Annotated in this window: 19 protein-coding genes, 2 tRNA genes and 1 pseudogene; 10 read left to right on the forward strand and 12 right to left on the reverse strand. The window is 63.7% G+C overall.

Annotation, left to right across the window (positions count from 1 at the left end; translation table 11 throughout):
* Window positions 1-29: 29 nt before the first annotated feature.
* The 7 genes from relA to B3P22_RS07500 form a co-directional block, all read right to left on the reverse strand.
* Entirely contained in the window at window positions 30-2273 is a 2244-nt protein-coding gene (gene relA, locus B3P22_RS07470; protein WP_296270542.1) for a GTP diphosphokinase, read from the reverse strand.
* 131 nt (window positions 2274-2404) lie between these two features.
* Window positions 2405-3763, reverse strand: coding sequence for a 23S rRNA (uracil(1939)-C(5))-methyltransferase RlmD (gene rlmD, locus B3P22_RS07475; RefSeq protein WP_296270543.1), 1359 nt, complete (start codon window positions 3761-3763; stop codon window positions 2405-2407).
* Entirely contained in the window at window positions 3763-4668 is a 906-nt protein-coding gene (gene cysM / locus B3P22_RS07480) for a cysteine synthase CysM (protein ID WP_197856700.1), read from the reverse strand. The genes rlmD and cysM overlap by 1 nt, the downstream gene beginning before the upstream one ends.
* 159 nt (window positions 4669-4827) lie before the next feature.
* Window positions 4828-5790 (reverse strand): siderophore ABC transporter substrate-binding protein, encoded by a 963-nt coding sequence (locus B3P22_RS07485; protein WP_296270544.1) that lies wholly within the window; start codon window positions 5788-5790, stop codon window positions 4828-4830.
* Between the two features lie 107 nt (window positions 5791-5897).
* The gene (locus B3P22_RS07490) at window positions 5898-7982 is read right to left on the reverse strand and encodes a TonB-dependent receptor domain-containing protein (protein WP_296270545.1); all 2085 of its coding nucleotides are present in this window, start codon (window positions 7980-7982) and stop codon (window positions 5898-5900) included.
* A 330-nt stretch (window positions 7983-8312) separates the two neighbouring features.
* On the reverse strand, window positions 8313-9650 hold the full coding sequence (locus B3P22_RS07495) for a sensor histidine kinase (protein WP_296270546.1): 1338 nt from the start codon (window positions 9648-9650) through the stop codon (window positions 8313-8315).
* Complete coding sequence (locus B3P22_RS07500; RefSeq protein ID WP_296270547.1) at window positions 9647-10357, reverse strand: response regulator transcription factor; 711 nt, start codon at window positions 10355-10357, stop codon at window positions 9647-9649. The genes B3P22_RS07495 and B3P22_RS07500 overlap by 4 nt, the downstream gene beginning before the upstream one ends.
* A gap of 119 nt (window positions 10358-10476) precedes the next feature.
* Here B3P22_RS07500 and B3P22_RS07505 point away from each other — a divergent pair, with 119 nt between their 5' ends.
* The 3 genes from B3P22_RS07505 (at window position 10477) to B3P22_RS07515 (ending at window position 14229) form a co-directional block, all read left to right on the forward strand.
* The gene (locus B3P22_RS07505; RefSeq protein ID WP_296270548.1) at window positions 10477-13227 is read left to right on the forward strand and encodes a response regulator; all 2751 of its coding nucleotides are present in this window, start codon (window positions 10477-10479) and stop codon (window positions 13225-13227) included.
* A 167-nt stretch (window positions 13228-13394) separates the two neighbouring features.
* Window positions 13395-13826, forward strand: a complete 432-nt coding sequence (locus tag B3P22_RS07510; RefSeq protein ID WP_296270549.1) for a hypothetical protein — start codon at window positions 13395-13397, stop codon at window positions 13824-13826.
* Window positions 13827-13830: 4 nt separating this feature from the next.
* Entirely contained in the window at window positions 13831-14229 is a 399-nt protein-coding gene (locus B3P22_RS07515) for an META domain-containing protein (protein ID WP_296270550.1), read from the forward strand.
* A gap of 226 nt (window positions 14230-14455) precedes the next feature.
* Here the strand turns inward: B3P22_RS07515 and dinB are convergent, their stop codons facing one another.
* Window positions 14456-15508, reverse strand: coding sequence for a DNA polymerase IV (gene dinB, locus B3P22_RS07520; RefSeq protein ID WP_296270551.1), 1053 nt, complete (start codon window positions 15506-15508; stop codon window positions 14456-14458).
* A gap of 144 nt (window positions 15509-15652) precedes the next feature.
* Here dinB and B3P22_RS07525 point away from each other — a divergent pair.
* The 7 genes from B3P22_RS07525 to B3P22_RS07555 all read left to right on the forward strand — a co-directional run bounded on the left by B3P22_RS07525 (window position 15653) and on the right by B3P22_RS07555 (window position 20449).
* A tRNA-Met gene (locus B3P22_RS07525) sits at window positions 15653-15729 on the forward strand.
* Window positions 15730-15844: 115 nt separating this feature from the next.
* Window positions 15845-15921: transfer RNA gene (locus B3P22_RS07530), tRNA-Met, on the forward strand.
* Between the two features lie 142 nt (window positions 15922-16063).
* Entirely contained in the window at window positions 16064-17386 is a 1323-nt protein-coding gene (gene rimO / locus B3P22_RS07535; protein WP_296270552.1) for a 30S ribosomal protein S12 methylthiotransferase RimO, read from the forward strand.
* A gap of 523 nt (window positions 17387-17909) precedes the next feature.
* Window positions 17910-18620 (forward strand): RNA pseudouridine synthase, encoded by a 711-nt coding sequence (locus tag B3P22_RS07540; RefSeq protein WP_296270553.1) that lies wholly within the window; start codon window positions 17910-17912, stop codon window positions 18618-18620.
* Window positions 18621-18663: 43 nt separating this feature from the next.
* On the forward strand, window positions 18664-18870 hold the full coding sequence (locus B3P22_RS07545; RefSeq protein ID WP_197856711.1) for a hypothetical protein: 207 nt from the start codon (window positions 18664-18666) through the stop codon (window positions 18868-18870).
* A gap of 10 nt (window positions 18871-18880) precedes the next feature.
* Window positions 18881-19582 (forward strand): tRNA (N6-threonylcarbamoyladenosine(37)-N6)-methyltransferase TrmO, encoded by a 702-nt coding sequence (gene tsaA / locus B3P22_RS07550; RefSeq protein ID WP_296270554.1) that lies wholly within the window; start codon window positions 18881-18883, stop codon window positions 19580-19582.
* Between the two features lie 93 nt (window positions 19583-19675).
* On the forward strand, window positions 19676-20449 hold the full coding sequence (locus B3P22_RS07555) for an SDR family oxidoreductase (protein ID WP_296270555.1): 774 nt from the start codon (window positions 19676-19678) through the stop codon (window positions 20447-20449).
* 3 nt (window positions 20450-20452) lie between these two features.
* Here B3P22_RS07555 and B3P22_RS23840 read toward each other — a convergent pair whose 3' ends face one another.
* The 4 genes and pseudogenes from B3P22_RS23840 to maiA all read right to left on the reverse strand — a co-directional run bounded on the left by B3P22_RS23840 (window position 20453) and on the right by maiA (window position 24919).
* Complete coding sequence (locus B3P22_RS23840) at window positions 20453-21325, reverse strand: methyl-accepting chemotaxis protein (RefSeq protein ID WP_419096423.1); 873 nt, start codon at window positions 21323-21325, stop codon at window positions 20453-20455.
* Window positions 21311-22402, reverse strand: a pseudogene (locus tag B3P22_RS23845) (HAMP domain-containing protein); the annotation flags it as partial. The gene B3P22_RS23840 and the pseudogene B3P22_RS23845, both read right to left, overlap by 15 nt.
* 314 nt (window positions 22403-22716) lie before the next feature.
* Complete coding sequence (locus B3P22_RS07565) at window positions 22717-24177, reverse strand: sodium-dependent transporter (protein WP_296270557.1); 1461 nt, start codon at window positions 24175-24177, stop codon at window positions 22717-22719.
* A 91-nt stretch (window positions 24178-24268) separates the two neighbouring features.
* Entirely contained in the window at window positions 24269-24919 is a 651-nt protein-coding gene (maiA, locus tag B3P22_RS07570; RefSeq protein ID WP_197856716.1) for a maleylacetoacetate isomerase, read from the reverse strand.
* Window positions 24920-24990 lie beyond the last annotated feature (71 nt).

Here is a 24990-nt window from a genome sequence, read left to right on the forward strand (position 1 = left end):
ATTGCATCCGGGCTACGATTGCTTGCCGTTCAACTGACGCGGTGGCGACGCGCCTCGATGATATTGGGCAACTGGCCGATACGCGCCAGCAGACGGCCGAGCGCATCGAGCCCGGGGATTTCCACGGTGATCGACATGGAGGCGGTGTTGTCCTCCTTGTCAGAACGCGTATTGACCGCCAGCACGTTGAGCTTCTCGTTGAGCAGCACCTGGGTGACGTCACGCAGCAGGCCGGAACGGTCGTAGGCCTTGATGACGATCTCCACCGGGTAGGTCTGCACCGGCACCGGCCCCCAGCTCACCTGGATCATCCGTTCCGGCTCGCGCGCGGTCTGCTGCAGTGCCGTGGGGCAATCCTGACGGTGAATGGTGACACCGCGGCCGAGGGTGATGTAACCGACGATGGGGTCGCCCGGCAGCGGCTGGCAGCAGCCAGCCATCTGCGTCAGCAGGTTGCCGACGCCCTGGATCTGGATATCGCCGCGCTTGCCCGGCTTGAAGCCCTGCGCCTTGCGTGGGATCAACTCGAGCTGCTCGTTGCCGCGCTCCGGCTCGACCAGTTGCTGCGCCAGGTTGACCGCATGGGCCAGACGCACGTCGCCAGCGCCCAGGGCCGCGAACAGGTCCTCCGCAGTTTTCAGGTTGGCTTTCTCGGCCAGCTTGTCGAAGTCAGCACCGACCAGGGCCATGCGCGCCAGCTCGCGCTCGAGCAGATGTTTGCCGGCGGCGACGTTCTGGTCGCGATCCTGCAGCTTGAACCAGTGGACGATCTTGGCCCGCGCGCGGCTGGTGGTGACGTAGCCCAGGTTGGGGTTGAGCCAGTCGCGGCTTGGCGAGCCCTGCTTGCTGGTGATGATCTCCACCTGCTCGCCGGTCTGCAGGCTGTAGGTCAGCGGTACGATGCGCCCGTTGATCTTGGCGCCACGGCAGTTGTGACCGATCTCGGTGTGCACGCGGTAGGCGAAATCCAGCGGCGTCGCGCCTTTGGGCAGGTCGATGGCGTGGCCGTCGGGCGTGAAGACGTAGACCCGGTCCGGCTCGATATCGACGCGCAGCTGCTCGGCCAGGCCGCCGATATCGCCCAATTCCTCGTGCCACTCGATGACCTGACGCAGCCAGGAAATCTTTTCTTCGTAGTGGTTGGAGCCGGATTTGACGTCGGTGCCCTTGTAGCGCCAGTGCGCACAGACCCCCAGCTCGGCCTCTTCGTGCATGGCGTGGGTGCGGATCTGCACTTCCAGCACCTTGCCTTCCGGGCCGAGCACGGCGGTGTGCAGCGAGCGGTAGCCGTTCTCCTTGGGGTTGGCGATGTAGTCGTCGAACTCCTTGGGGATGTGCCGCCACAGGGTATGCACGATACCCAGGGTGGTGTAGCAGTCGCGCACCTCCGGCACCAGCACACGCACCGCGCGTACGTCGTAAATCTGGCTGAACTGCAGGCCCTTGCGCTGCATCTTGCGCCAGATCGAATAGATGTGTTTCGCCCGGCCGCTGATGTCGGCCTTGATGCCGGTGGCTTCCAGCTCCTGGCGCAGATGGTCCATGGCGTCGTTGATGTACTGCTCGCGGTCCAGGCGGCGCTCGTGCAGCAGCTTGGCGATCTGCTTGTACTGCTCCGGCTCCAGGTAGCGGAAGGACAAGTCCTCCAGCTCCCACTTGATATGGCCGATGCCGAGGCGGTGGGCCAGCGGCGCATAGATGTCGAACACCTCGCGCGCCACGCGCTGGCGCTTCTCCTCGTCGGCTTCCTTGACCGCGCGGATGGCGCAGGTGCGCTCGGCCAGCTTGATCAGCGCCACACGCACGTCGTCGACCATGGCCACGAGCATCTTGCGCAGGTTCTCCACCTGCGTCTGCGAGCCGACCACCACCGATTCACGCGGGTTGATACTGGCGCTAATCGCCGCCATACGCAGCACGCCTTCGATCAGCTTGGCCACCACCGGGCCGAAACGCTGGTGCACCGCGGCCAGGGTGATCTTGCCCTCGCGTACGCCGCGATAAATGATCGCCGCAACCAGCGAATCCTGATCGAGCTTGAGATCGGCGAGAATTTCCGCGATGTCGAGGCCGGCGCGGAATGTCGACGCGCCCTCGCTCCAGTGATGCTCGGTGGTGTTGGCCTGCTGCTCCAGATCGCGGGCAAATTCGCAGGCCTCGTGCAGGGCCTGACGATCCAGCGCCGGATCGACGCGAGTGACATGATCCAGCCAGGCCTCAAGGTTGATGCTGCCGTCATCGTTGATCGGCTGATGCGCTCTCACCTGAACCATCGTCTTACCTTCCCTACGGTGCGCATAGGCCGCACCGAGCAGTCGCCGGCCTTCTCTGAGCCGGTCGGATTAACTGAAAGGATGCGCATCCTGCGCACCCTGCGGTACCGAACGTACCGCTTTGCCCAGACCTAAGCCTCGGGTTTCTCGAACAGTGCCATGGCCTCGACATGCGCCGTTTGCGCAAACATGTCGAGAATCCCGGCGCGGCGCAGGCGATAGCCCTGCTGCGCCAACTCGGCGGCGTCGCGCGCCAGCGTGGTCGGGTTGCAGGATACATAGACCAGACGCCGCGCGCCCAGCTCACCCATCCCACGCACCACCTCCAGCGCCCCGTCGCGCGGCGGGTCGAGCAGCACCGCAGCGAAACCGCCGCGCGCCCAGGCCTCATTGGCCAGCGGGTTGGACAGGTCGGCACGATAAAAGTGCGCATTGCCCAAACCATTGTTTCGCGCGTTGGCTGCCGCGCGCTGCACCATCGCCTCGACGCCCTCCACGGCCACCACTTCAGCCGCCTGACGGGCCAACGGCAGGGCGAAGTTGCCCAGGCCGCAGAACAGATCCAGCACCCGCTCGCCAGGCTGTACTGCCAACCAGTCTAGCGCCTGAGCGACCATGGCCTCGTTGACCAGACCATTGACCTGTACGAAATCACCCGGACGGTAGGCCAGTTGCAGTTGCCAGCGCTGCAGCTCGAAGCCCAACTCGGCGGACTGATCGTCCGGCTCGGGCTGGCCTTCGCCCTGCAGCCACAGCTGCGCGCGGTGCTCAAGGCAGAACATGCGCAGGCGGTTCAGATCAGCCTCTGTCAGCGCGATGGTGTGGCGCAGCAGCAACGCTTCGGCCGTGCCGCTGAATAGCTCGACGTGGCCAACTGCCTGTGGTTTTTCCAGGCTGCGCAGCAACGCCGGCAAGGCGTTGAAAATAGGCTGCAAGGGCTGTACCAGCACAGGGCACTCATCGATGGCGACGATGTCCTGGCTGGCTTCAGCACGGAAGCCAACCTGCAGCTGGCGCGCCTTGGCATCCCAGCGCACGGCGACGCGCGCACGGCGGCGGTAACCCAGCTCTGGGCCCGTCAACGGCGCTGCCCACTCGTCTGGTTGGATACCGCCCAGACGGGACAGCTGCTCGGCCAGCGTGCGCTGTTTCAGGGCAAGCTGCTCGGCATGCGGCATGTGCTGCAGGTTGCAACCGCCGCAGCGATCGGCATGAATGCAAGGCGCCTCACGGCGCTCGCTACTGGCGGTGATGATGCGTTCGGCGCGCGCTTCGATGGTTTGGCTGCGGGCGCTGAGCACCCGCGCCTCGACCTGCTCACCGGCCAGGGCGCCACTGACGAACCAGGTGCGCCCGCCTTCGAAGGCGATGCCGCGACCGTCGCCGGCCAGGCGCTCGATGGCGAGTTTCTGCTTCTTGCCGACCGGAACCTGCGCCGCGCGACTGCCGCCGCTGGGCTGAAAGCGCAGGTTGGAGCTGCGTCTGGCCATCAGTGCGCCGGTTCTTGGTAAATGCCGGTGGAAAGGTAACGGTCGCCGCGGTCGCAGATGATCGCCACCAGCACCGCGTTTTCCACCTGCTGCGACAGGCGCAGCATGCCGGCCACCGAGCCGCCAGAGGACACACCGCAGAAGATGCCCTCTTCGCGTGCCAGGCGACGCATGACGTGCTCGGCCTCGGCCTGGCCCATGTCCATCACCTGGTCGACCCGTTCGGCCTGATAGATCTTCGGCAGATACTCCTCGGGCCAGCGGCGGATGCCGGGAATGGCCGAGCCTTCCTGCGGCTGCAGGCCGACGATCTGGATCGCCGGGTTCTGCTCCTTGAGATAGCGCGAGGTGCCCATGATGGTGCCGGTGGTGCCCATGGAGCTGATGAAATGGGTGATGGTGCCGCCGGTCTGGCGCCAGATCTCCGGGCCGGTACCGCTGTAGTGCGCCTCGGGGTTGTCGCCGTTGGCGAACTGGTCGAGCACCTTGCCGCGCCCTTCGGCCTGCAGTTTTTCGGCCAGATCGCGCGCACCTTCCATGCCCTCCTCCTTGCTGACCAGAATCAGCTCGGCGCCATAGGCGGTCATCGCCCACTTGCGCTCGGCGGTGGAGTTGTCCGGCATGATCAGGATCATCTTGTAACCCTTGATCGCCGCGGCCATGGCCAGGGCGATGCCGGTGTTGCCGCTGGTCGCCTCGATCAGGGTATCGCCGGGCACGATGGCACCACGCAGTTCGGCGCGATCGATCATCGACAACGCCGGGCGGTCCTTGACCGAACCGGCCGGGTTGTTGCCTTCCAGCTTGACCAGCAGGGTGTTGCTGGTGTCGCCGCCCAGGCGTTGCAGGCGTACCAGAGGGGTATTGCCAATGCAGTCGGCAATGGTAGGAAATTGCAGGGTCATGGGTCGCTCGAATCCAGACTGACGCGAAGGGGCGTCATGATACGCCGAACCCAGGGCTTCATCACGCCATGATCGGTTTCAGGGCGTGATCGGGCCTTAGCCCGGATGCAGTGGGCAGTGACTGAGCACTGCCAACCGCAGTCGAGTAAAGCCACGTCCTTATTGCACGGCGGCAAAATCCTTCAGGGTGTTCATCAGCCCCTGGTAGCCACCAGTGGCGATGTACCAGGTAGCCGGCTCGAGATAGAACACCTTGTCTTGCTGCCAGGCCGTGCTGGCCGCGACACCGGCATGTTTGCCCAGGGTTTCGGCGCCCTTGCCTTCGCCGCCGGTGGCCGCACCACGGTCGAGCACCACCAGCCACTGCGGCTGCTCTTTCAATGCTGCATCCAGACGCGCCTTCTGCCGCTCACGCAATTGCCTGGCCTCGGGCGAATCCGGCGCTAGGCGCCCCTGCGCGACGCTCGCCGGGTCGACCGCCTCGACCACCGGACGAGTACCCAGCACTTCGTTGAGCATGCCGAATCGCTCGCCCGGCGCGTGCAGCATCAGCGCATCGTTGATGGTGAACAGGGTCAGCGAGCTCTGGCCGGCAGTCTTGGCATGAACCGCAGCCAGTTCCTTGCCCAGTTGCGCCTTGAGCTGCGCAGCCTGCTCCTGCTTGTCGAATATCTCGCCCAGCACCTTTATATTGCTCCGCACACCCGCCAGGAACTGGTCCGGCGCGATGCTCAGGTCGATGGTCGGCGCCAGCGCCGAGAGCGTCTCGAACTGATTGCTGGAGCGGCCGCCAATGATGATCAGGTCAGGTTTGAGCGCTTCCAGCGCGGCCTGGTTCGGCTCGAACAGGGTGCCGATGTTGACGCTCTCGCGCCCTGCGTATTGCGCTTTCAGGTAAGCCGGCCCGGCCATCTGCGGCACGCCGGCGGCAGCGATGCCCAGGGCGTCGAGCGTGTCGAGCACGCCCAGGTCGAATACGGCGACGCGCTTAGGCGCCTCGTCCAGCGTCAGGCTGCCCTGGCCATGTTCGATGGCCAGCGGGTAGGCGGCGTGGGCCGATACGGCGCACATTAGCGCGCCAAGGTGCAGCAGGTTCGTCAGGGTACGCTTGAATAGCGTCATATCGCTTTCCTCGTTTTTCTCGATGGGGTCATGTCCGACGCCGTGCCAGCGCCGGAAACGAGTTGCAAAAGGCCGCCAGCATCGGCGACCTGGCCAATGCACAAGGGTCAGAAGCTCTGGGTCACACCGAACACGTAGCGCCTGCCGTCGAGGTTGTAGGCGTAGTCATCGTCGGTGGTGACTTCCTTGTTGGTGACGTTGTAAACGCCGAACTTCAGGCTGAGATCCTGGGTTGGCCGGTACACCAGACCGACGTCGGCGAAGGTGTAGGACGGGTAGGTCATGCCGTTGCTGGAGGCACCGCTGGTGCCGGTCTGCCAGCGCCCGGACGTCTCGCCCCGGTAGTTGACCTGGGTCCAGAGGTTCAGCTTCTCCGTCGCCTGCCAGTCCAGCGACACGTTGAACATGTGCTTGGCCATGTCGTTGAGCGGCTCGCCCTTGTACTGGCCGGACTTCTGCTCCGTGCTGGTGTAGGTGTAGCTGTGGCGGTACATCAGGTTGTCGAGAAGCTGGTAATCCAAGGTGAACTCGACGCCCCGGAGCTCGGCCTTGTCCACGTTCTCGTAGGCGGTGTAGCCGAACTGGTGTGCCGGGTAGTTGGTGCCGTTGTAGACGCAGGGCACGTTCGGTTCGCAGATTCGGCCAGTGCGGTTGATCTTGTCCTTGTAGTCGGTCTGGTAGACGGTCAACGTGGTGTTGAGGCCCAGATCGAAGTTCTCGTAACCAATGCCGAGCTCGCGGTTGAGGCTGGTTTCCGGCGTGAGATCGGGGTTGCCGATGATTACGCCGCCGCGGGAGGTAGAGCCGAAATCGGTTGCGGCCTGACGCAGGCTCGGCGCCTTGTAGCCGGACGTCACGCCACCCTTGAGGGTGAAGTTGTCATTGATCCGGTAGACCGCATACGCCTTGGGGCTGAACTCGCTGCCGTAGGCCTGGTTGTCGTCGAAGCGGCCGCTGAGAGTCAGGGTCAGGTCGTCGGTCAGGCTCCAGTTGTCCTCCAGAAACAGGGAGTTCTGGTAGCGGTCCATCTCCACAACGGCGTTGGCATCGGCCACCACGGGCTCGCGCAAACCACTGCTGGCGCCGTCCTCGAGCTTCTCGTACTTGTGGGTCAGGCCGCCGGTCAGAGCGTGCGAGCCAATGAAGTAGGTCGCCTGGGTGTTGGCGGTCAGCACGCCGTACTCGATGCCGTTGCCGGTGGTCGCGTTGAGGCGACTGAGGTTTTCCGAGTGGTCGTAGTTGATGTAGCTGTCGGTGAGCAGGTTGTCGTAGCGACCTTCATGGGTGAGCGCATAGGTCCGCTGGATGGAGTCGGCGAAGCTCGGCTCGTCGGCCTGCGGCAGGCTCCTGCCGGGATTGGCCCAGCGCCGCTGGCGCCCCTCGTTGTAGTACAGGGTGACGAGGTTCTGCTCATTGATGTTCCAGCCAAGCTTGCCGCCGGCGTTGCTTCTTCTATAGCGCGGGTCGGTGGCGCCGCTGTCGTCCAGGCCGGCAAGGTGGCTTTCGTCCTGATTCAGGAAGGAGCCATTGAGCTGCAGGGAAAGCACGTCACGGATCAGCGGCGCATTGAGGTACGCGCTGGTCTGGTAGCCGTCCTCGTTGACCTTGTTGGCGCTGTCGGCCAGCGAATATTCGCCGGTGATACTGCCGCTGAACTCGTTGCGGACCTTCTTGGTGATGATGTTGACCACCCCGCCCATGGCGTCGGAGCCATACAGCGAGGACGCCGGGCCGCGGATGACTTCGATGCGCTCGATGGCCTCGATGGGCGGCAGGAAGTTGATCGGCGTACCGTTCTGGGTACCGTTCAGGCCGAAGGCATCGTTGCCCTGCATCGGCCTTCCGTCGATCAGAAACAGCGTGTAGCCGGACGTCATGCCGCGGATCTGGATCGAGCGCTCCACCCCGCCACCGGCAATCTGCACCCCAGCCACATTCTTCAGTGCATCGGTCACATCGGTGTAGGAGCGCTTCTTCAACTCCTCGGCAGAGATGACGGTGATGGCGGCGGGCGCATCCTTGACGCTTTGCTCGAAGCCCGTGGCGGTGACGACTACCGCTCCGAGTTCCAGTTGCTCGGCCTTTTCCTCGGCTAGCGCCGAACAGGCCAACGAGGCCAGCGTGACGGCCAGCAGAGTTTTCTCGAATCGAGGTCGAGACGAGGCAACGAGACGTCGCGTGTTGAGTGACATGTAGTGGCTCCCAGTGATCGAGGTGAGTCGAGTTGTCGGCTGGGCCGCCAGCAGCCGTCCGAACAGGAACTCGAATCCCTGCACGCTCCCGGACACAGGCTGGGCTGACAGACCCGTGCGAACCAGCAACGCAGGCGTCACCACGACAAGCGGCAACAGCCAGCGGTGATGACCGCAACCAAACGAAAGGGGCCTGACAAAGCCACGGACGGCCAGATGCACCATCGGGAGCGAGCGCACCTGGAAAAGGGGACGCCACTATTTGCCGGCCCTCTCGGGTCAGGTGCAAATAGTAAGAATTTACATTTGAGAGTAAATCTAATTTACGAACTATACACTTTGCAGGCAGAGCTTGAGCCGCAGACCGGGCCGGGCATTCTCTGCCCACAGGCGCCCGCCCTGGGTGGCGATCATGCTGCGTGCGATGGCCAACCCAAGGCCAAAGCCATCCCCACCCGGACGGGCAGCACTGAGGCGGGTAAAGGGCCGGAAGATGGTCTCCAGCTCGCCTTCGGCGACACCCGCCCCCTGGTCCTCGATCCACAGCAGCCACTGGTCGTCTTCGCGCCGACCAGCCAGGCGCACCACCCCACCTTCCGGCGAGTGGCGAATGGCATTACGCAGGATGTTTTCCAGCGCCTGCGCCAGGCCATTGAGATTGCCCAGCACCCGGCAATCGGCGGGCAGCTCGCAGGGCATGCGCTCGATCGGCCAGCCCGTCTCGAAGCCGGCGTTCTCCCGCAGCACGTCCCAGAGCCTGACGATGTCCACTTCCTCGAGCGGCAAGCTGGGACGCTCGGTATCCAGCCAGACCAGCTCCAGCGCATCGCCGACCAGCTTTTCCATCTCCGCGACCTCACGCGCCAGGCGCTGGCGCAGGGCCTCGATGTCCTGCTCGCTCTCCCCGGCCACGCGCAGGCGGGCCAGGGGCGTGCGCAGTTCGTGGGACAGGTCGCGCAGCAGCTGACGCTGGAACGCCACGGTGCGATCCAGCCGCTCGGCCATATGATCGAAGGTGCGCGCCAGTTCACCCAGCTCATCCTTGCGTCGCGTCACCTGCGGCCCGAGCCGGGCGGACAGATCGCCTGCGCTGAGTGCAGTAGCCTGACGCCTCAGGATCGCCAGCGGCGCAATCAGCAGGCGGTACAGCAGCAGCGCCACGACCACCGCCAGGATCGCCGGCAGTACGCGCTGCAGTAGCAACTCCCATAGCTCGTTGTACCTGCGCGGGTTCAGGCGCTGCGGCAACTCCATTACCAGACGGGCATCGCTGTCGGCGAAGGGGATATAGAAGGTCGGCGTGCCGCCTGGTCGCCCCACGGGAAACTCCAGCCTGCGGACGAAATCCAGGCGCTGCGCCTGCTCGTCGGTCAAGGGTTGCGACGATAGCGAATCCTTGTGCGCGTCAACCACCACGGCCCAGATCTGTTCGCGCGCCTGCAGCTTCTGGAGAAACTCATCGACGCCAGGCGCACCCTGCTCACGCCAGCTGGTTTCCGCCTCCTGGGCATAGCCCTTAAGCGTCTTGCGGGTCGACTCGGACAGGTAGGACGTCGCATCGATCAGCTCGCGCCCGACATCCACATGCAGGCTGACCAGCAGCAGGCAGAACAGTGCCAGCGCACCAGCCAGGCGCCACAGCAGCGAGTGTTTCCCTGGCAGACTCATGCGCCGGCCTGCACCAGGATGTATCCCTTGCCCCACACGGTATCGACGCGCGTGGCCTCATGACCGACAGCCTGCAGCTTGCGGCGGATATGACTGACGTGCATATCCAGGCTGCGATCATGCTGGGCGTAGGCGCGGCGTAGCGCCTGCTGATAAAGGAAGGGTTTGCTCAGGGCCTCGTCCTTGTGCCGCCAAAGCAGCTCCAGTACGCGGTATTCGCTGGGCGTCAGGCCAACCCAGTTGCCACGGAAGGCGACGTCGCTACGCCCTTCGTCGAACTGCAAGCCACTGCCCTCGGTGCTCGGCTGCGGCTCGCGACGCTCATAGGCGACACGCCGCAGAATGGCCTCCACCCGCACACTCAGCTCGCCCAGACTGAAGGGTTTGGGCAGATAGTCATCGGCGCCCTGACTGAAACCGGCGATACGGTTCTGCTCGTCGCCCAGCGCCGACATCAGCAACACCGGCACGCTGCGCTGCCGACGCAGGCGCTGCAACACTTCGAGACCGTTGGTGCCGGGTAGCAGGATATCCATCAGGATCAGGTCGAAATCCTCGTTTTCGGCCAATTGCAGGCCCTCGCTGCCGTCATGGCTGAGCGTCACATCGAAGCCGCAGCCTATCAGGTGGGACTGCAGATGGCTGGCAAGCAGGGGATCGTCCTCGACTGCGAGGATTCGAGCCGAGGCAGGAGTGGAGGTCATCATGGCGAAAAACCGAACAGGCAGAATGAGAACAATTCTACCTACTAAACGACAATCGCTCACCTACAGATTCCGGCGTGCCGAATCGCTACACTGCCCAGATGTTCTGAAGGAGGAAGATCGTGTTCAAGGATCTCAGCATCAAGGGGCGCGTATTGCTGCTCACCCTGCTGCCCACCAGCCTGCTGGCGCTGGTGCTGGGCGGGTATTTCACCTGGGTGCAGTTGTCGGGTCTGCAGACGCAGCTGTTGCAGCGTGGCGAGATGCTGGTCGAACACCTGGCGCCGTTGGCAGCCCCGGCGCTGGAACAGAACGACGTGAAAAAGCTCGAGCGCATCGCCCGGCAGGCGCTGGAGCATCCGGACGTTCGCGCGGTAGGTTTTCTCGCCCCCGAGCGTGCGTTACTGGCGCATGCCGGGCCAAGCATGCTCAACCCGTCGCCCACCGGCCAACCGGGCGTCAGCCTGCTCAGTGGGCAGGACGCCACGCGCTTTCTGCTGCCGGTCTACGACCAGCACCTGGTGCTCAGCGACAGCCTGGATGATGAGCGCACGCTGGAGCTGCTCGGCTGGGTCGAGCTGGAGCTCTCGCACCAGGGCACGCTGCTCAGCGGTTATCGCAGTCTGTTCGCCAGCCTGCTGCTGATCGTCGGCGGCCTCGCCGTCACCGCCCTGCTCGCCTTGCGCATGAGCCGCAGCATCAACGGCCCGCTGCGCGAGATCAAGGCCGGCGTCGCCCAGCTCAAGGACGGTAATCTGCAGACCCGCCTGCCGCCGCTGGGCAGCCACGAGATGGACGAGCTGGCCGCCGGCATCAACCGCATGGCCGAAGCCCTGCAGAACGCCCACGAAGAACTGCAGCACAGCATCGAACAGGCCACCGAGGACGTGCGCCAGAACCTTGAGACCATCGAGATCCAGAACATCGAGCTGGACTTTGCGCGCAAGGAGGCCCTGGAGGCCAGCCGCATCAAGTCCGAATTCCTGGCCAACATGAGCCATGAGATTCGCACCCCGCTCAACGGCATTCTCGGCTTCACCAACCTGCTGCAGAAAAGCGAGCTCAGCCCGCGCCAGCATGATTACCTGTCGACCATCGAAAAATCCGCCGACAGCCTGCTCGGCATCATCAACGAGGTGCTCGACTTCTCCAAGATCGAAGCCGGCAAGCTGGTGCTCGAGTCCATCCCCTTCAACCTGCGCGACCTGTTGCAGGACACCCTGACCATCCTCGCCCCCGCCGCCCATGAAAAGCAGCTGGAGCTGGTCAGCCTGATCTACCGCGACACCCCGCTGGCCCTGCGCGGCGACCCGCAGCGCCTGAAGCAGGTGCTGACCAATCTGGTGAGCAACGCGATCAAGTTCACTCGCGAAGGCACCATCGTCATGCGTGCCATGGTCGAGGATGAAAGCGCCGACACCGCGCAGCTGCGCATCAGCGTGATGGACACCGGCATCGGCCTGTCGGATGAAGACCTGCGCGCGCTGTTCCAGGCCTTCAGCCAGGCCGACAACTCGCTAAGCCGCCAGGCCGGCGGCACCGGCCTTGGTCTGGTGATTTCCAAGCGCCTGATCGAGCAGATGGGCGGCGAGATCGGCGTCGACAGCACCCCGGGCGAAGGGTCCGAATTCTGGATCACCCTGACCCTGCCCAAGGCCCGCGACGACGCCGAAGACCTGCCGCGCACTGCCCTGCAGGGCCGTCGCGTGGCCGTATTGGAAAGCCACGAGCTAGCGCGTCAGGCACTGGCCCACCAGCTCGAGGACTGCGGCCTGGAAGTGCAGAGCTTCGCCGACCCTGGCCAGCTCTTCGAGGCCGTGCACGACCAGCAGCATGGCCAACCGCCGCTGAGCCTGGCGGTGCTGGGCATCACCGCCGGCCAGATGCCGCCCGATGTCCTCGGCCAGCGTATCCATGAGCTCGACCACCTCGGCTGCAAGGCCCTGGTGCTGTGCCCGACCACCGAGCTGGGGCTGTTCCACGAATCGCTGCCCGACGCTTACACCCAACTGCAGGCCAAGCCTCCCTGCACGCGCAAACTGCACAAGGCGCTGGTGGAAATGGTCAGCCCGCAACGCTCGGCCAGCGAGCCGGTCGCCATCGGCGACACGCGCCGACCGCAGATCCTCTGCGTCGATGACAACCCGGCCAACCTGCTGTTGGTGCAAACCCTGCTCGATGATCTGGGCGCCCAGGTCAAGGCTGTGGATAGCGGGTACGCCGCAATAGAAGCCGTCCAGCAAGGCAGCTTCGACCTGGTATTCATGGACGTGCAGATGCCCGGCATGGATGGCCGTGAAGCCACCGAAGCGATTCGTCTGTGGGAAAGCGAAGAAGCCCGCAGCGCCACGCCGATCATCGCCTTGACCGCCCACGCCCTGGCCAATGAGAAGCGCGCCCTGCTGCAAAGCGGTATGGACGACTACCTGACCAAGCCGATCAATGAACGCCAGCTGGCCCAGGTAGTGCTCAAGTGGACCGGCCTGAACCTGCGCAACCAGCCGAGCCACAAGGCCGCGCCACCTGCGCCGCCCCAGCTGCAACCCAAGGTGCTCGACGCCGAGGAAGGCCTGCGCCTGGCCGCGGGCAAAGCCGACCTGGCGGCAGACATGCTGAGCATGTTGCTGGCCGGCCTGCCGGGCGACCGCCAGGCCATCCGCCAGGCACGCGACGCCGGCGAGCGCACCGCATTGATCGAGCGGGTTCATCGGCTGCACGGCGCCACCCGCTATTGTGGTGTGCCACAGCTGCGCGCCGCCTGCCAGCGCAGCGAGACGCTGCTCAAGCAGGATGATCCCGAGGCTCAACGCGCGCTGGACGAATTGGACGACGCGATTGCACGCCTGACCGAAGCAGCCGCCCAGAGCGCATAGGGCCAGAGCTGTGGCCCGGGTGCAGTCCAGGGTATCCGGGCTACGCAGCTTTTGTAGGCGCGAATTTATTCGCGATTGCAGCGCGAATATCGCGGATAAATCTGCACCTAGCAGACGCCATAGCGCGCAGCCCCGCGTGATAGCATGCCGGCTGAACCGGAGGACCTATGGCCGAACACGATTTCCGTTATTCCCTGCTCAACCCGCAGCACACCCTTACCGAATGCCGCGCCCTGGCACCGGGCCGCTACCAGGTCACCGGCAACGGCGGCTCGATCCAGGCCAGTGACACGCTGCTGGTCACCCTCAAAGGTAGCCGCGACCTGCACATGCGCCTAGACGTGGAAAAGGTTCGCCACCTGATCAACCCACCTGGCCAGTGGCTGGCGGTGTGCAAAGGGCCGCAGTTCAAGGAGTTGGCCATCCATAACTGGCAGGTGAACTGCGAGGGCTGCGGCAAGCAACTGGATTTCGAATTCGCCGTCGATGCTGCCCTCGGCAAAGCCGCGCAAGCACCGGCTGCCGAGGCTCGCATTGCCGAACTGGGCTGGCGCAACGACGCCGGTCGTCATCTGTGCCGCACCTGCCAGGAGGCCTGACCCCATGCACCGCGCCCTGCCCCTTGCCCTGCTCGCCACCACACTGGCCGGCTGCGCCAGCGACACGCCGCAACTGGAAACCGAACGCAGCTATCGCGTGGAGTGGATCGGCGAGCGCCCGTTGATCGATCGCAGCCACCTGACCATCACCTTCGCCGCCGACGGCCGGGCGCACGGGCATGCCGGCTGCAATCACTGGTTCGCCGGTTATTCGCTCAAGGATGACGCGATCCGTTTCGAGGCACCGGGCAGCACCCGCAAGATGTGCGCACCGGCGCTGATGGAACAGGAGCAGCGCTTCCTCGCAGCGCTCGGCGAGGTGCAGCGCTGGGACTTCAATGGCATCGGCCAGCTGCAGCTGTGGCCGGCCAGCGGCAAGCCGATCCGCCTATGGGCGGAATGAGAAGGTAGTCCGGATGCAATCCGGGGTTACCCAATTGGTGCCCAACTCTGGCAAAGAAATCGCGGATAAATCCGCTCCTACAAGGGCGTACTGCAGTCAGGCAGGGCTGTTGTAGGAGCGGATTTATCCGCGAAATGAGGCGACTGAAGCGGTGCATCGCCCCTTCTCCTACCAGTCAGATCGGCACATCAACAGATAACGCAGAACGCTTGCGATTGCATCCGCGTTACGCAAACAGCTCCAACTGCTCCTGCCGCCCACGCAGGTCATGCAGCCTGACCCCAACGCCCAGCAGGCGCACCGGCTTGTCGCCGCGGGCAAAGGCGTTGCTCAGCAATACTCGATAGCTTTCCAGATCCCGGCTCGCCCCCGCCTGCTCCAGCGTGGTCTGGGTGAAGTCGTGGAACTTGACCTTGACGAAGGGCTTGTCCGGCCGATAGCTGGCGTCCAGGCGCTGCAGACGGCCGTTCATCTCTTCCAGCAGCGCTGGCAATTTTTCCAGGCAGGCGTCCAGATCAGGCAGATCCTGATCATAGGTGTGCTCCACGCTCAGCGACTGGCGGCGGCTGTCCACCTTCACTTCGCGTTCGTCGATGCCCTGGGCCAGGCGCCACAGGCGCTCACCGAAACTGCCGAACTCGCGCACCAGCGCCAGCTTGTTCCAGTCGCGCAGATCCAGGCAGGTGCGAATGCCCATGCGCGTCAGCTTGTCGGCCGTAACCTTGCCGACCCCGTGCAGCTTGTTCACCGGCAACTCGGCAACAAAAGCATCGACCTGATCCGGGGTGATGACGAACAACCCATTGGGTTTGCGCCAGTCGCTGGCGATCTTGGCCAGGAACTTGTTCGGCGCCACACCGGCTGACACTGTGATGTGCAGCTCCTGCGCCACGCAACGGCGAATTTCCTGGGCAATGCGCGTGGCGCTGCCGGAAAAATGCGGGGAGTCGCTAACATCGAGATAGGCCTCATCCAGCGACAGCGGCTCGATCAGATCGGTGAACTGGCGAAAGATGCCGTGGATCTCACGCGAGACGCTGCGGTAGACCTCGAAGCGCGGCTTGACGATCAGCAAGTCCGGACACAACTTCAGCGCATGACGGGACGACATCGCCGAACGCACCCCATAGGCACGCGCCTCGTAATTACAGGTGGCGATCACCCCGCGACGCTCCGCCGAACCGCCTACGGCCAGCGGACGATTGGCCAGGCTCGGATCGTCACGCATCTCGATGGCGGCGTAAAAGCAGTCGCAGTCAACGTGGATTATCTTGCGCACAACATCCTCGGAAGCCTTGTCCGGCCTGGCCTGGAGCATTGCAGTCTAACAGCTGTTTGATGCTAAGCATCTGAGTTGAAAACACTTTTCTCGCAAATAGCGATTGACACCGAAGCATCTGGCTGTAGAATGCCGCCCCACAGACGCGGGATGGAGCAGTCTGGTAGCTCGTCGGGCTCATAACCCGAAGGTCGTAGGTTCAAATCCTGCTCCCGCAACCAGCTTTACGAAAAGGCCACTCAAACGAGTGGCCTTTTTGTTTGTTCGAAAATTAATATTTTCGATCAAAAGCAATAAATCGATTGACAACGCTTTAAGCAGGCGTAGAATTGTTGCCGCGGGATGGAGCAGTCTGGTAGCTCGTCGGGCTCATAACCCGAAGGTCGTAGGTTCAAATCCTGCTCCCGCAACCACCTTCAGAAAAAGGCCACTCAAACGAGTGGCCTTTTTCGTTTGCGCCCGTTGACCAGCACTGGTCAAGCGTATGATCCATCGCTAGAATTGCGCACTTTTTGATCAGAGGCGCCAACCAGGCGCCCTTAGAGGTTAGCCCGCATGTCCACCGCCACTCCCAAAGTAGGGTTCGTCTCCCTTGGCTGCCCCAAGGCCACGGTAGACTCAGAACGAATCCTGACCCAGCTGCGCATGGAAGGTTACGAGATCGTACCGACCTACCAGGATGCCGACGTAGTGGTGGTCAATACCTGCGGCTTTATCGACAGCGCCAAGGCCGAGTCGCTGGACGCCATTGGTGAGGCGCTGGCCGAGAACGGCAAGGTGATCGTCACCGGTTGCATGGGCGTGGCCGAGGACAGCATCCGCGACGTGCACCCGAGCGTGCTGGCCGTCACCGGCCCGCAGCAGTACGAGCAAGTGGTCAGCGCTGTGCACGAGGTGATTCCACCGAAGACCGAGCACAACCCGCTGATCGATCTGGTGCCGCCGCAGGGCATCAAGCTCACGCCGCGTCACTACGCCTACCTGAAGATTTCCGAAGGCTGCAACCATACCTGCAGCTTCTGCATCATCCCGTCGATGCGCGGCAAGCTGGTCAGCCGCCCGGTGGGCGACGTGCTCAGCGAAGCGGAGCGTCTGGTCAAGGCCGGCGTGAAAGAGCTGCTGGTGATCAGCCAGGACACCAGCGCCTACGGCGTCGACATGAAATACAAACTGGACTTCTGGAACGGCCAGCCGGTGAAGACGCGCATGCTCGAGCTGTGCGAGGCGCTGTCGTCGATGGGCGTCTGGGTACGTCTGCATTATGTATATCCCTACCCCAACGTCGACGACGTGATCCCGCTGATGGCCACCGGCAAGCTGCTGCCATACCTGGACATCCCCTTCCAGCACGCCAGCCCGAAAGTACTCAAGTCGATGAAGCGTCCAGCCTTCGAAGACAAGACCCTGGCGCGCATCAAGAAGTGGCGCGAGATCTGCCCGGAGCTGACCATCCGCTCCACCTTCATCGTCGGCTTCCCGGGCGAGACCGAAGAAGACTTCCAGTACCTGCTGGACTGGCTGACCGAAGCCCAGCTCGACCGCGTCGGCTGCTTCCAGTATTCCCCGGTAGAAGGCGCACCGGCCAACGACCTGGGTCTGGAGCCGGTGCCGGATGACGTCAAGCAGGAACGCTGGGAGCGCTTTATGGCGCACCAACAGGCGATCAGCTCGGCGCGCCTGCAGGCCAAGATCGGCCTGGAAATGGACGTATTGGTCGACGAAGTGGACGGCGAAGGCGCCGTGGCTCGCTCCTGGGCCGATGCCCCGGAAATCGACGGCAGCGTGTTCATCGATTCCACCAGCGTCAAGCCGGGCGACAAGGTGCGCGTGCGTATCGTCGATGCCGACGAGTACGACATGTGGGGCGAGCTGGTCTGATCGACCACGCCTTGCAGGAGCCCCGCTCAGTGCGGTAATGCTGTTCACTTAAGGTTGCACACGCTTGGCTCCCCTCTCCCATTTATGGGAAAGGGTTGGGAGGGCCGAAAACACCGCGAGACTGCCATTTTCCCCTCGCCGAACGCGGCCCGCCCTAACCCTCTCCCCAGAGGGGCGAGGGGACTGATTGCGTTCAACCCTTTCTTATGTGAACAGCATTACCGTCAGTGCGGGGCTTTTTTTGTCCAGCGCAGCATCCTGATAACCGCTGAACCGATTGGCTACGGCACCTGCGGGAGACGCTTCAGCGGCGAGCTTTTTTCAGCGGTAACACCGCTGATCGCGGCTAAAGCCTCTCCCACAAAAAACCGATGCACCGCACTGGCTTCAGCCGCGAAATTCATGGTGCGCCTGTTCGTGGCTGAAGCCACTCCTACGGATGTCACACTCCGGACGCAGCTTTCTCGCCCCCAGCCTGCACCATCACCGGTACAATGGCCTCCTTTTCCTGCCGAGCCAGCCCATGAGCGAACCCACCCGCCTGTCCAAACGCGTCATCGAACTGTTCGGCTGCTCCCGACGCGAGGCTGACCTGTACATCACCGGTGGCTGGGTCACGGTGGATGGCCAGGTGGTCGAGGCGCCGCAGTTCAAGGTCGAGGCGCAGCGTGTCGAGCTGCTGCCCGGCGCCAGCCTCGAGCCGGTAGATCCGGTCACCCTGCTGGTGCATTGCCCGGCCGGTAGCAGCGCCGCGCAGCTGCAGCACCTGCTGGTGCGCGAGCAGCACTGGGAGGACGATCCGCACGCCCAGCGCATTCTGCATGGTCACTTCCTGCGCCAGGAACAAAGCCTGCCATTGCAGAACGGCGCCAGCGGCCTGGTGGTGCTTAGCCAGGACTGGCGCGCCCAGCGCAAGCTGCGTGAGGACGGCGCCAAGTTGGAGCAGGAATACCTGATCCATGTCACCGGCGAACTGCCAGCCAGCACCTTCGAGCGCCTGAAGAAGGGCCTGATCCACAAGGGCACGCAGTTCCCACCGTGCAAGGCCAGTTGGCAGAGCGAGCAATGCCTACGCTTCGCCCTGAAGAATTCTGCGCCCGATCTGCTGCAACAGATCTGCAAGGCATTGGGCCTGAGCGTACTGGGCATGAAGCGCATCCGTATCGGCGGTGTGCCGATGGCCAAGCTACCCTCCGGGCAATGGCGCTACCTGGGTGAGAAGGAACGATTCTAAGGCCGTGTTAGGCTGTGCCCGTCACGCTCTGGAGACCACCATCATGCGTACCCTGCTCCTTACCGCCCTCCTCGCCATGAGCCTGCCGAGCCTCGCCGCGCCAGCGCCCTTCTTTCTCTGGCAGAGCAAGGTCGACGGTCACCTGACCTGCGCCCAGACCAGCCCTGGCGAAGGCTGGATTCGTTTCACCGGCCCGTTCCGCGACGCCGGTTGCCGGGTGGCACACGACGCGCCCGTCAACCGCCGCTAAGCAGAACGCCATGCAGCATCTGGTCTCCCCGGTCGGTATCGTCCGCTCCTGTTTCAAGGAAAAGTTTGCCATTCCCCGCCAGCCGCATCTCGCACCCGCCGCGCGTGGCGTGCTGGAACTGCTGCCGCCCTTCGATCAGGGCGAAGCCGTTCAGGGGCTTGAGCAGGTCAGCCATGTCTGGCTGCTGTTTTTGTTCCACCAGGCGCTGGAAGACAAGCCGCGTCTGAAGGTGCGTCCGCCGCGCCTGGGCGGCAATCAGTCGGTCGGCGTGTTCAGCACACGTGCAACCCATAGGCCCAACGGCATCGGCCAGTCGGTGGTGCGCCTGGAGCGCGTGGAGGCGGGCCGCCTGCACCTATCCGGTATCGATCTGCTCGATGGCACGCCGGTGCTGGATATCAAGCCCTATGTGCCCTATGCCGATGCCGTGGCCGATGCACGAAATGACATGGCCGAGACGCCGCCACCGCTGATCGCGGTGGACTGGCAGAAAGATGCGCTAGCGTTGGCGCGTCAGCATGCGCTGCGTCTGGCCGAGCCCCTGGTGGAACTGATAGAGCAATGCCTGGCGCAGGACCCGCGCCCGGCCTATCAGCAACCGCAACCCGAAAGACGCTACGGCGCGCGCTTCTGGGATCTGGACGTGCACTGGCATTACCCGGAGCCAGGGCACATCCGCGTACTGGATATGCAATTGGCTACAGCCAACTGAGCGCATGAAGTGTCATTTCGGCCGGCAATGATGCCTGCTTTCCTCGGAGCCAGGCCCTAGGGTGAAGACCTCACCATTCATCGAGGCCTTCTCATGCATCCGTATTTCTCCCTTGTCGGCCGCACCGCCCTGGTCACTGGCGGCACCCGCGGTATTGGCCTGATGATCGCCAAGGCTTTCGTCGAGGCAGGCGCTCATGTCTACGTTTGTGCCCGTGACGGCGAAGCCTGCGCGCAAACCGCCAGCGAGCTGTCGGCGCTGGGCCAATGCACCGGCATAGCAGCCAACCTGGCCAGCGAGGAAGGTGTGCAGGCGCTGGCTGCCGAACTTACCGGGCGCATCGATCAGCTGGATATTCTGGTCAACAACGCCGGCACCACCTGGGGCGCGCCGCTGGAAAGCTATCCGGCCAAGGGCTGGGATAAAGTCATGCAGCTCAACGTCACCTCGGTGTTCGGCTGCATCCAGCAGTTGCTACCGCTGCTGCGCAAGGCAGGCTCTACGCAATGCCCGGCGCGTGTGATCAATATCGGCTCGGTAGCCGGCATTAGCGCCATGGGCGAGCAAGCCTACGCATACGGCCCCAGCAAGGCCGCGCTGCATCAGCTGTCGCGCATGCTGGCCAAGGAGCTGGTGAGCGAACACATCAACGTCAATGTGATCGCACCGGGGCGCTTCCCGAGCAAGATGACGCGCTTCATCGCCGAGGACGAAGCCGCGCTGGCCGCCGACACCGCGGTGATTCCGATGAGGCGTTGGGGCCGTGAAGAGGAAATGGCCGCCCTGGCGCTGAGCCTGGCCGGCAGCGCCGGCGCCTACATGACCGGCGCCATCATCCCCATCGACGGCGGTTTTCACCTGGGCTGAGGGTCAGGTGCGGAACTGTCGCACCAACCCCTGCAACTCCACACCCAGGCGCGCCAGCTCGGCGCTGGAAGCGGCAGTCTGCTCGCTGGCGGTGGCGCTCTGTTCGCCGATGTCACGCACGCGGGTCACGCTTTCGTTGATCGCCTCGGCTACTGCGCTTTGCTCTTCGGCGGCAGCGGCAATCTGCTGATTCATCTGTTCGATGGTGCTGACCGCCTGGGTGATACGGCCCAGGGCATCACCGGCTTCACCGGCCAGCTCGACGGTGCGGCGGGTCAGATCGCGGCTGCTGTCCATCTGCTGCACTGCGCCCTTGGCCATGCGCTGCAGGCCGGCAATCAGGCTTTCGATCTCCTCGGTGCTGTCCTGAGCGCGCTTGGCCAGTGCCCGTACTTCATCAGCGACCACGGCGAAACCGCGACCCTGCTCGCCCGCCCGCGCCGCTTCGATGGCCGCATTGAGCGCCAGCAGGTTGGTCTGCTCGGCGACGTTGCGAATCACCTCCAGCACGGTACCGATACGCGCGCTCTCCTGATTCAGGTCGGCAATGGCCTTGGCCGACTGCTCCACTTCGCTGGCCAGGCTGTCGATCTGATCCACGGCCTGCTGTACCACACGGTTGCCCTGCTGCGCCTCGAGGTCGGCATCACGCGCCGCCAGCGAGGCCTGCTCGGCATTCTGCGCGACCTCCTGCACGGTCGCCGCCATTTGGTGCATGGCCGTGGCGGTCTGTTCAGTCTCCAGTTTCTGCGTCTGCACACCGGCGCTGGTCTGCGCGGTGATCGCTGACAACTGCTCGGCAGCCGCGGCGATCTGCCCGACGCCGCCACCAATGCGACTGACCAGATTGCGCAGGCTGACGGTCATGTCCTGCATGGCGGCGAGCAGTTGCCCAACTTCGTCGCGGCGATCCAGCGGAATGTCCTGGCTGAGATCGCCGGCGGCGATACGCTGGGCAAAGGTCACGGTCTGGCGCAGCGGTGCGACGATCAGGCGGGTGATCAACAATGCAGCGCACAAGCCCAGCACCACTGCCGCAGCGCCCATGATGCCGAGCATTACCAGCGCACGCCGCGTGTCGACGAGCATGTGTTCGTCGGCGCTGGCTTCAGCCGACTCGGCCAGGTCGACCACCGAACGCGCACGCTCGATCATGGCTTTTTCGGTTGCCTGGTTCTGCTCACGAAGCTGCTGGTAGTAGAGGAAGGAGCGCTGATACAGGGTCAGCGCCTGCAAGGCGGTGTCGATGGCGGCTTTCTGATCATCGTCGAGCCAGACCTTCAGGCTGCCGGCAACGGATTGCAGGTCTTCGCTGACGTATTCCCACTCTTCCAGCGCTTCAGCGGAGCCGTCGATGATGTACAGGCTCTCGTGGCCTCGCAGGTCGAGCATGCGCTTGCTCAGGCCGGAGGCGGTTTCCGCCAGGGTCAGCGGGTCGCTGCCGCGCAGGTTGTCACCCTGCAGGCGCAGCTCACGCACGGCGTCGTACATGTCCAGCTCGATCACCTCGAACTGGTCACGGGTTTCTGCTGCGGCGGTGCGCATGTCCTGACGGGCTTCGCGCGCCTTGTCCTGCTGCTCGACATAATTGTCGAACTGTTTCAGGTACTCGGCAGTGGCCTGCTGCATGGTCTTTACGCGCGTACCTTCGGCCGCATCCTGACTCAGGCGCTCCAGCATGCCTTGCACCTTGAGCAGGCTTTCGCGCACTTGCGCCGCGCTCTCCTGAGTCTGCTCGATGGCGAAACTGCGCTCGAGGCGACGAGCCTGGAGAATTTCCTGGTTTACCTGGGCCAGTTGTCCGACCTGCTCGTGCCCCTTCAACACCGCCTGCACGGCCAGATAGCCGATGACCGTCATGGCAGCGGTAAGCAACAGGACCAAACCGAAACCGATGAAAAGCTTCTTGCCCACGGCAAGGTTGGCGAAAAAGCGTGTGGCAGACGTGAACATAAGGGGATAGCTCCGAGTTCTTCTTATTGCAGCCGCGCCTCGTGGGCTCGACTTTATTCGACTGACTAGGCAACAGCTGTGCCATTGCGCATACAGCCTATCGGCAGGAAGTGGGAGCCGCTTGAGTGCTGGCAATTCGCCAATAAATTACTGGCCGCATAGCCAATGTCTTACATGGAAAATGGACTATTCGGCAATTATCCGCTTATCGATGCCCAACTGCTGGCGATTAACCGCCGATGGCTGAGGCAGTCCTTACTCCAGAAAAAGCGCAGCTTCAGGCGAAACTGCGCCTTTATCGACTCGCTTGTGCATCAACGTCCGGCGAGCACCGGCACCACCCGCGGTCGCAGCATTTCCCCGGCCACAGCCAGCAGGCCGATGGCGCCCGCGATCCAGTACCACTGCGCGACCGGGTCGAACGACAGCCAGCCCAGCGCATGCAGGAACACCACCATGATTAGCACCGGGCTGACGTAGCGCGCCATGAACAGCCACAGGGCGTAGCCAGCCGGCGGCAGGTCCAGCTCCTCGCGCATAATCTCGCTGCGCAGCGCGTAGCCGGCCAGCAGCACGATGAAGATGCCACCCAGCGGCATCATCCAGCGCGAGGTGAGGTAGTCCAGCCAGTCGAAGAGGTTCTTGCCCAAAGGCGTCCAGCCCGACAGCAGGTTGAACGACAGCATCGCCAGCAGGCTGATCACCAGCAGCACAGCGCCGGAAGCCAGGGCGGCACGCAGACGGCTGATGCCGTGTTTCTCATTCAGGTAGGCGACCGTGGCTTCGATCATCGAGATGGCCGAGGTCAGCGCGGCGATCGACACCATTGCGAAGAACAGCACGCCGAATGCGGTACCCAATGGCATCTGCTGGAAGGCAAGCGGCAGGCTCATGAAGATCAAACCTGGCCCTGCCCCGGGGCTCATGCCGTTGGCGAAGATGATCGGGAAGATCGCCAGGCCGGCGAGCAAGGCCACACAGGTGTCGCAGATGGCGACCAGGAAAGTGGTGCGGGCAATAGACTGGCCGTCGGGAATGTACGAGCCGTATGTAAGGATGGCACCCGACGCCAGACTCAGGGTGAAGAAGGCATGCCCCAATGCGGCCAGCAGCGCCTCGCCGGTGATCTTCGAGGCATCGAAATGGAACAGGAAATCGAAACCGGCCTTGAAACTGCCGCTGGTGAAGGCGTAGCCGACCAGTACGATGAGCATCAGGGCCAGGCCCGGCATCATCCAGCGCACCGCGTTCTCGATGCCCTTCTGTACACCCTTGGCTACGATCCACAGGGTCAGCAACGCCACCAGCACGCTCCAGCCACCGAGTTGCCAGGGGTTGGCATTGTGCGCCTCGAACACCCCGCCGAGGGCCTCGACGCTGGTGGCAGCCAGGGAGCCGTCGAGCATCTTCCAGGTGTAGGCGAATGCCCAGCCGGCGACGACCACGTAGAAGCACAGGATCATGAAGCCGGCGAGCATGGCCATGCCGCCGACGGCCTTCCACAACGGGTTGCCACCGTTCTCGCGGACCACGCGGCCAATGGCGTCGATCGGGCTGCCACGGCCACGACGGCCAATGGCGATCTCGGTCATCATCACCGGAATACCGATGGCCAGGATGCACGCCAGGTACATCAGCACGAAGGCGCCGCCGCCGTACTCGCCGGTGATGTAGGGGAATTTCCAGATATTGCCCAGGCCAACGGCCGAGCCGGTTGCTGCGAGAATGAAGCCCCAGCGTGAGAGCCAGAGGTTCTTCGGTTTTTCACGGGTCATGCGTCACCTGCTTGTTTTTATCTGTGACGGAATCGGACCCGCCGCGCTCGTGGCGCAGCGGAATGCAAGGCTTGGGTTGAAGCCGGAGGTGTCACTGGGCGTCGGCTTGCACCTCCGGCGCGGCCAGTTGAAAGGCCTCCAGGGGTTCACAGCGCGCCGCCATGGCGACAATGCGTGGATACGCGGCAAGGTCACAGTTAAAACGCCGCGCATTATACAGCTGCGGAACCAGACAGGCTTCCAGATATCCGGGGCGCTGGCCGAGCGACAGGCGGCCGTCGAATACGGCCAGGCCCTCCTCCACCGCTGTAAGACCGAGCGCGACCCAGTGCCGATACCAGGCGTTCTTCGCCTCGTCGGAGGCGCCCAGTTCACTGGACAAGTACTGCAGCACGCGCAGGTTGTTCAGCGGGTGCACGTCGCAGGCCAGATGCAGCGCCAGCGCCCGTACCTGCGCACGCTCGGCCGGATCGGCCGGCAACAGCGCCGGCACCGGGAAGATTTCCTCAAGGTACTCGATGATCGCCAGGGACTGGGCGATGCGTACGCCACCGTTTTCCTCGTCCAGCAAAAGCGGTAGCAGGCCCTGCGGGTTCAGCGTGCGGTAGTCGGCGCCATGCTGCTGGCCGCCATCCTTGACCAGATGCACCGGCACTTGCTCGTAGGCCAGGCCCTTGAGGTTCAGGGCGATGCGCACACGGTAGGCGGCGCTGGAGCGCCAGTAGCCGTAGAGTTTCAACATGAGGCTGCGCCTCCAGCGGCAAGCCGCAAGCGACAAGCCTCAAGCAAAAGCCTGCGCGCACCCTGCTTGCA

Origin of the sequence: Pseudomonas sp. UBA6323 (assembly GCF_002439135.1) — a bacterium.
GTDB lineage: Bacteria > Pseudomonadota > Gammaproteobacteria > Pseudomonadales > Pseudomonadaceae > Aquipseudomonas.

What these genes read in the sequence shown, in the direction of transcription:
- relA (WP_296270542.1), bottom strand. Translation starts at nt 2,273, where the DNA reads ATGGTTCAGGTGAGAGCGCATCAGCCGATCAACGATGACGGCAGCATC.
- rlmD (WP_296270543.1), bottom strand. Translation starts at nt 3,763, where the DNA reads ATGGCCAGACGCAGCTCCAACCTGCGCTTTCAGCCCAGCGGCGGCAGT.
- cysM (WP_197856700.1), bottom strand. Translation starts at nt 4,668, where the DNA reads ATGACCCTGCAATTTCCTACCATTGCCGACTGCATTGGCAATACCCCT.
- B3P22_RS07485 (WP_296270544.1), bottom strand. Translation starts at nt 5,790, where the DNA reads ATGACGCTATTCAAGCGTACCCTGACGAACCTGCTGCACCTTGGCGCG.
- B3P22_RS07490 (WP_296270545.1), bottom strand. Translation starts at nt 7,982, where the DNA reads ATGTCACTCAACACGCGACGTCTCGTTGCCTCGTCTCGACCTCGATTC.
- B3P22_RS07495 (WP_296270546.1), bottom strand. Translation starts at nt 9,650, where the DNA reads ATGAGTCTGCCAGGGAAACACTCGCTGCTGTGGCGCCTGGCTGGTGCG.
- B3P22_RS07500 (WP_296270547.1), bottom strand. Translation starts at nt 10,357, where the DNA reads ATGATGACCTCCACTCCTGCCTCGGCTCGAATCCTCGCAGTCGAGGAC.
- B3P22_RS07510 (WP_296270549.1), top strand. Translation starts at nt 13,395, where the DNA reads ATGGCCGAACACGATTTCCGTTATTCCCTGCTCAACCCGCAGCACACC.
- B3P22_RS07515 (WP_296270550.1), top strand. Translation starts at nt 13,831, where the DNA reads ATGCACCGCGCCCTGCCCCTTGCCCTGCTCGCCACCACACTGGCCGGC.
- rimO (WP_296270552.1), top strand. Translation starts at nt 16,064, where the DNA reads ATGTCCACCGCCACTCCCAAAGTAGGGTTCGTCTCCCTTGGCTGCCCC.
- B3P22_RS07540 (WP_296270553.1), top strand. Translation starts at nt 17,910, where the DNA reads ATGAGCGAACCCACCCGCCTGTCCAAACGCGTCATCGAACTGTTCGGC.
- B3P22_RS07545 (WP_197856711.1), top strand. Translation starts at nt 18,664, where the DNA reads ATGCGTACCCTGCTCCTTACCGCCCTCCTCGCCATGAGCCTGCCGAGC.
- tsaA (WP_296270554.1), top strand. Translation starts at nt 18,881, where the DNA reads ATGCAGCATCTGGTCTCCCCGGTCGGTATCGTCCGCTCCTGTTTCAAG.
- B3P22_RS07555 (WP_296270555.1), top strand. Translation starts at nt 19,676, where the DNA reads ATGCATCCGTATTTCTCCCTTGTCGGCCGCACCGCCCTGGTCACTGGC.
- B3P22_RS23840 (WP_419096423.1), bottom strand. Translation starts at nt 21,325, where the DNA reads ATGCAGGACATGACCGTCAGCCTGCGCAATCTGGTCAGTCGCATTGGT.
- B3P22_RS07565 (WP_296270557.1), bottom strand. Translation starts at nt 24,177, where the DNA reads ATGACCCGTGAAAAACCGAAGAACCTCTGGCTCTCACGCTGGGGCTTC.
- maiA (WP_197856716.1), bottom strand. Translation starts at nt 24,919, where the DNA reads ATGTTGAAACTCTACGGCTACTGGCGCTCCAGCGCCGCCTACCGTGTG.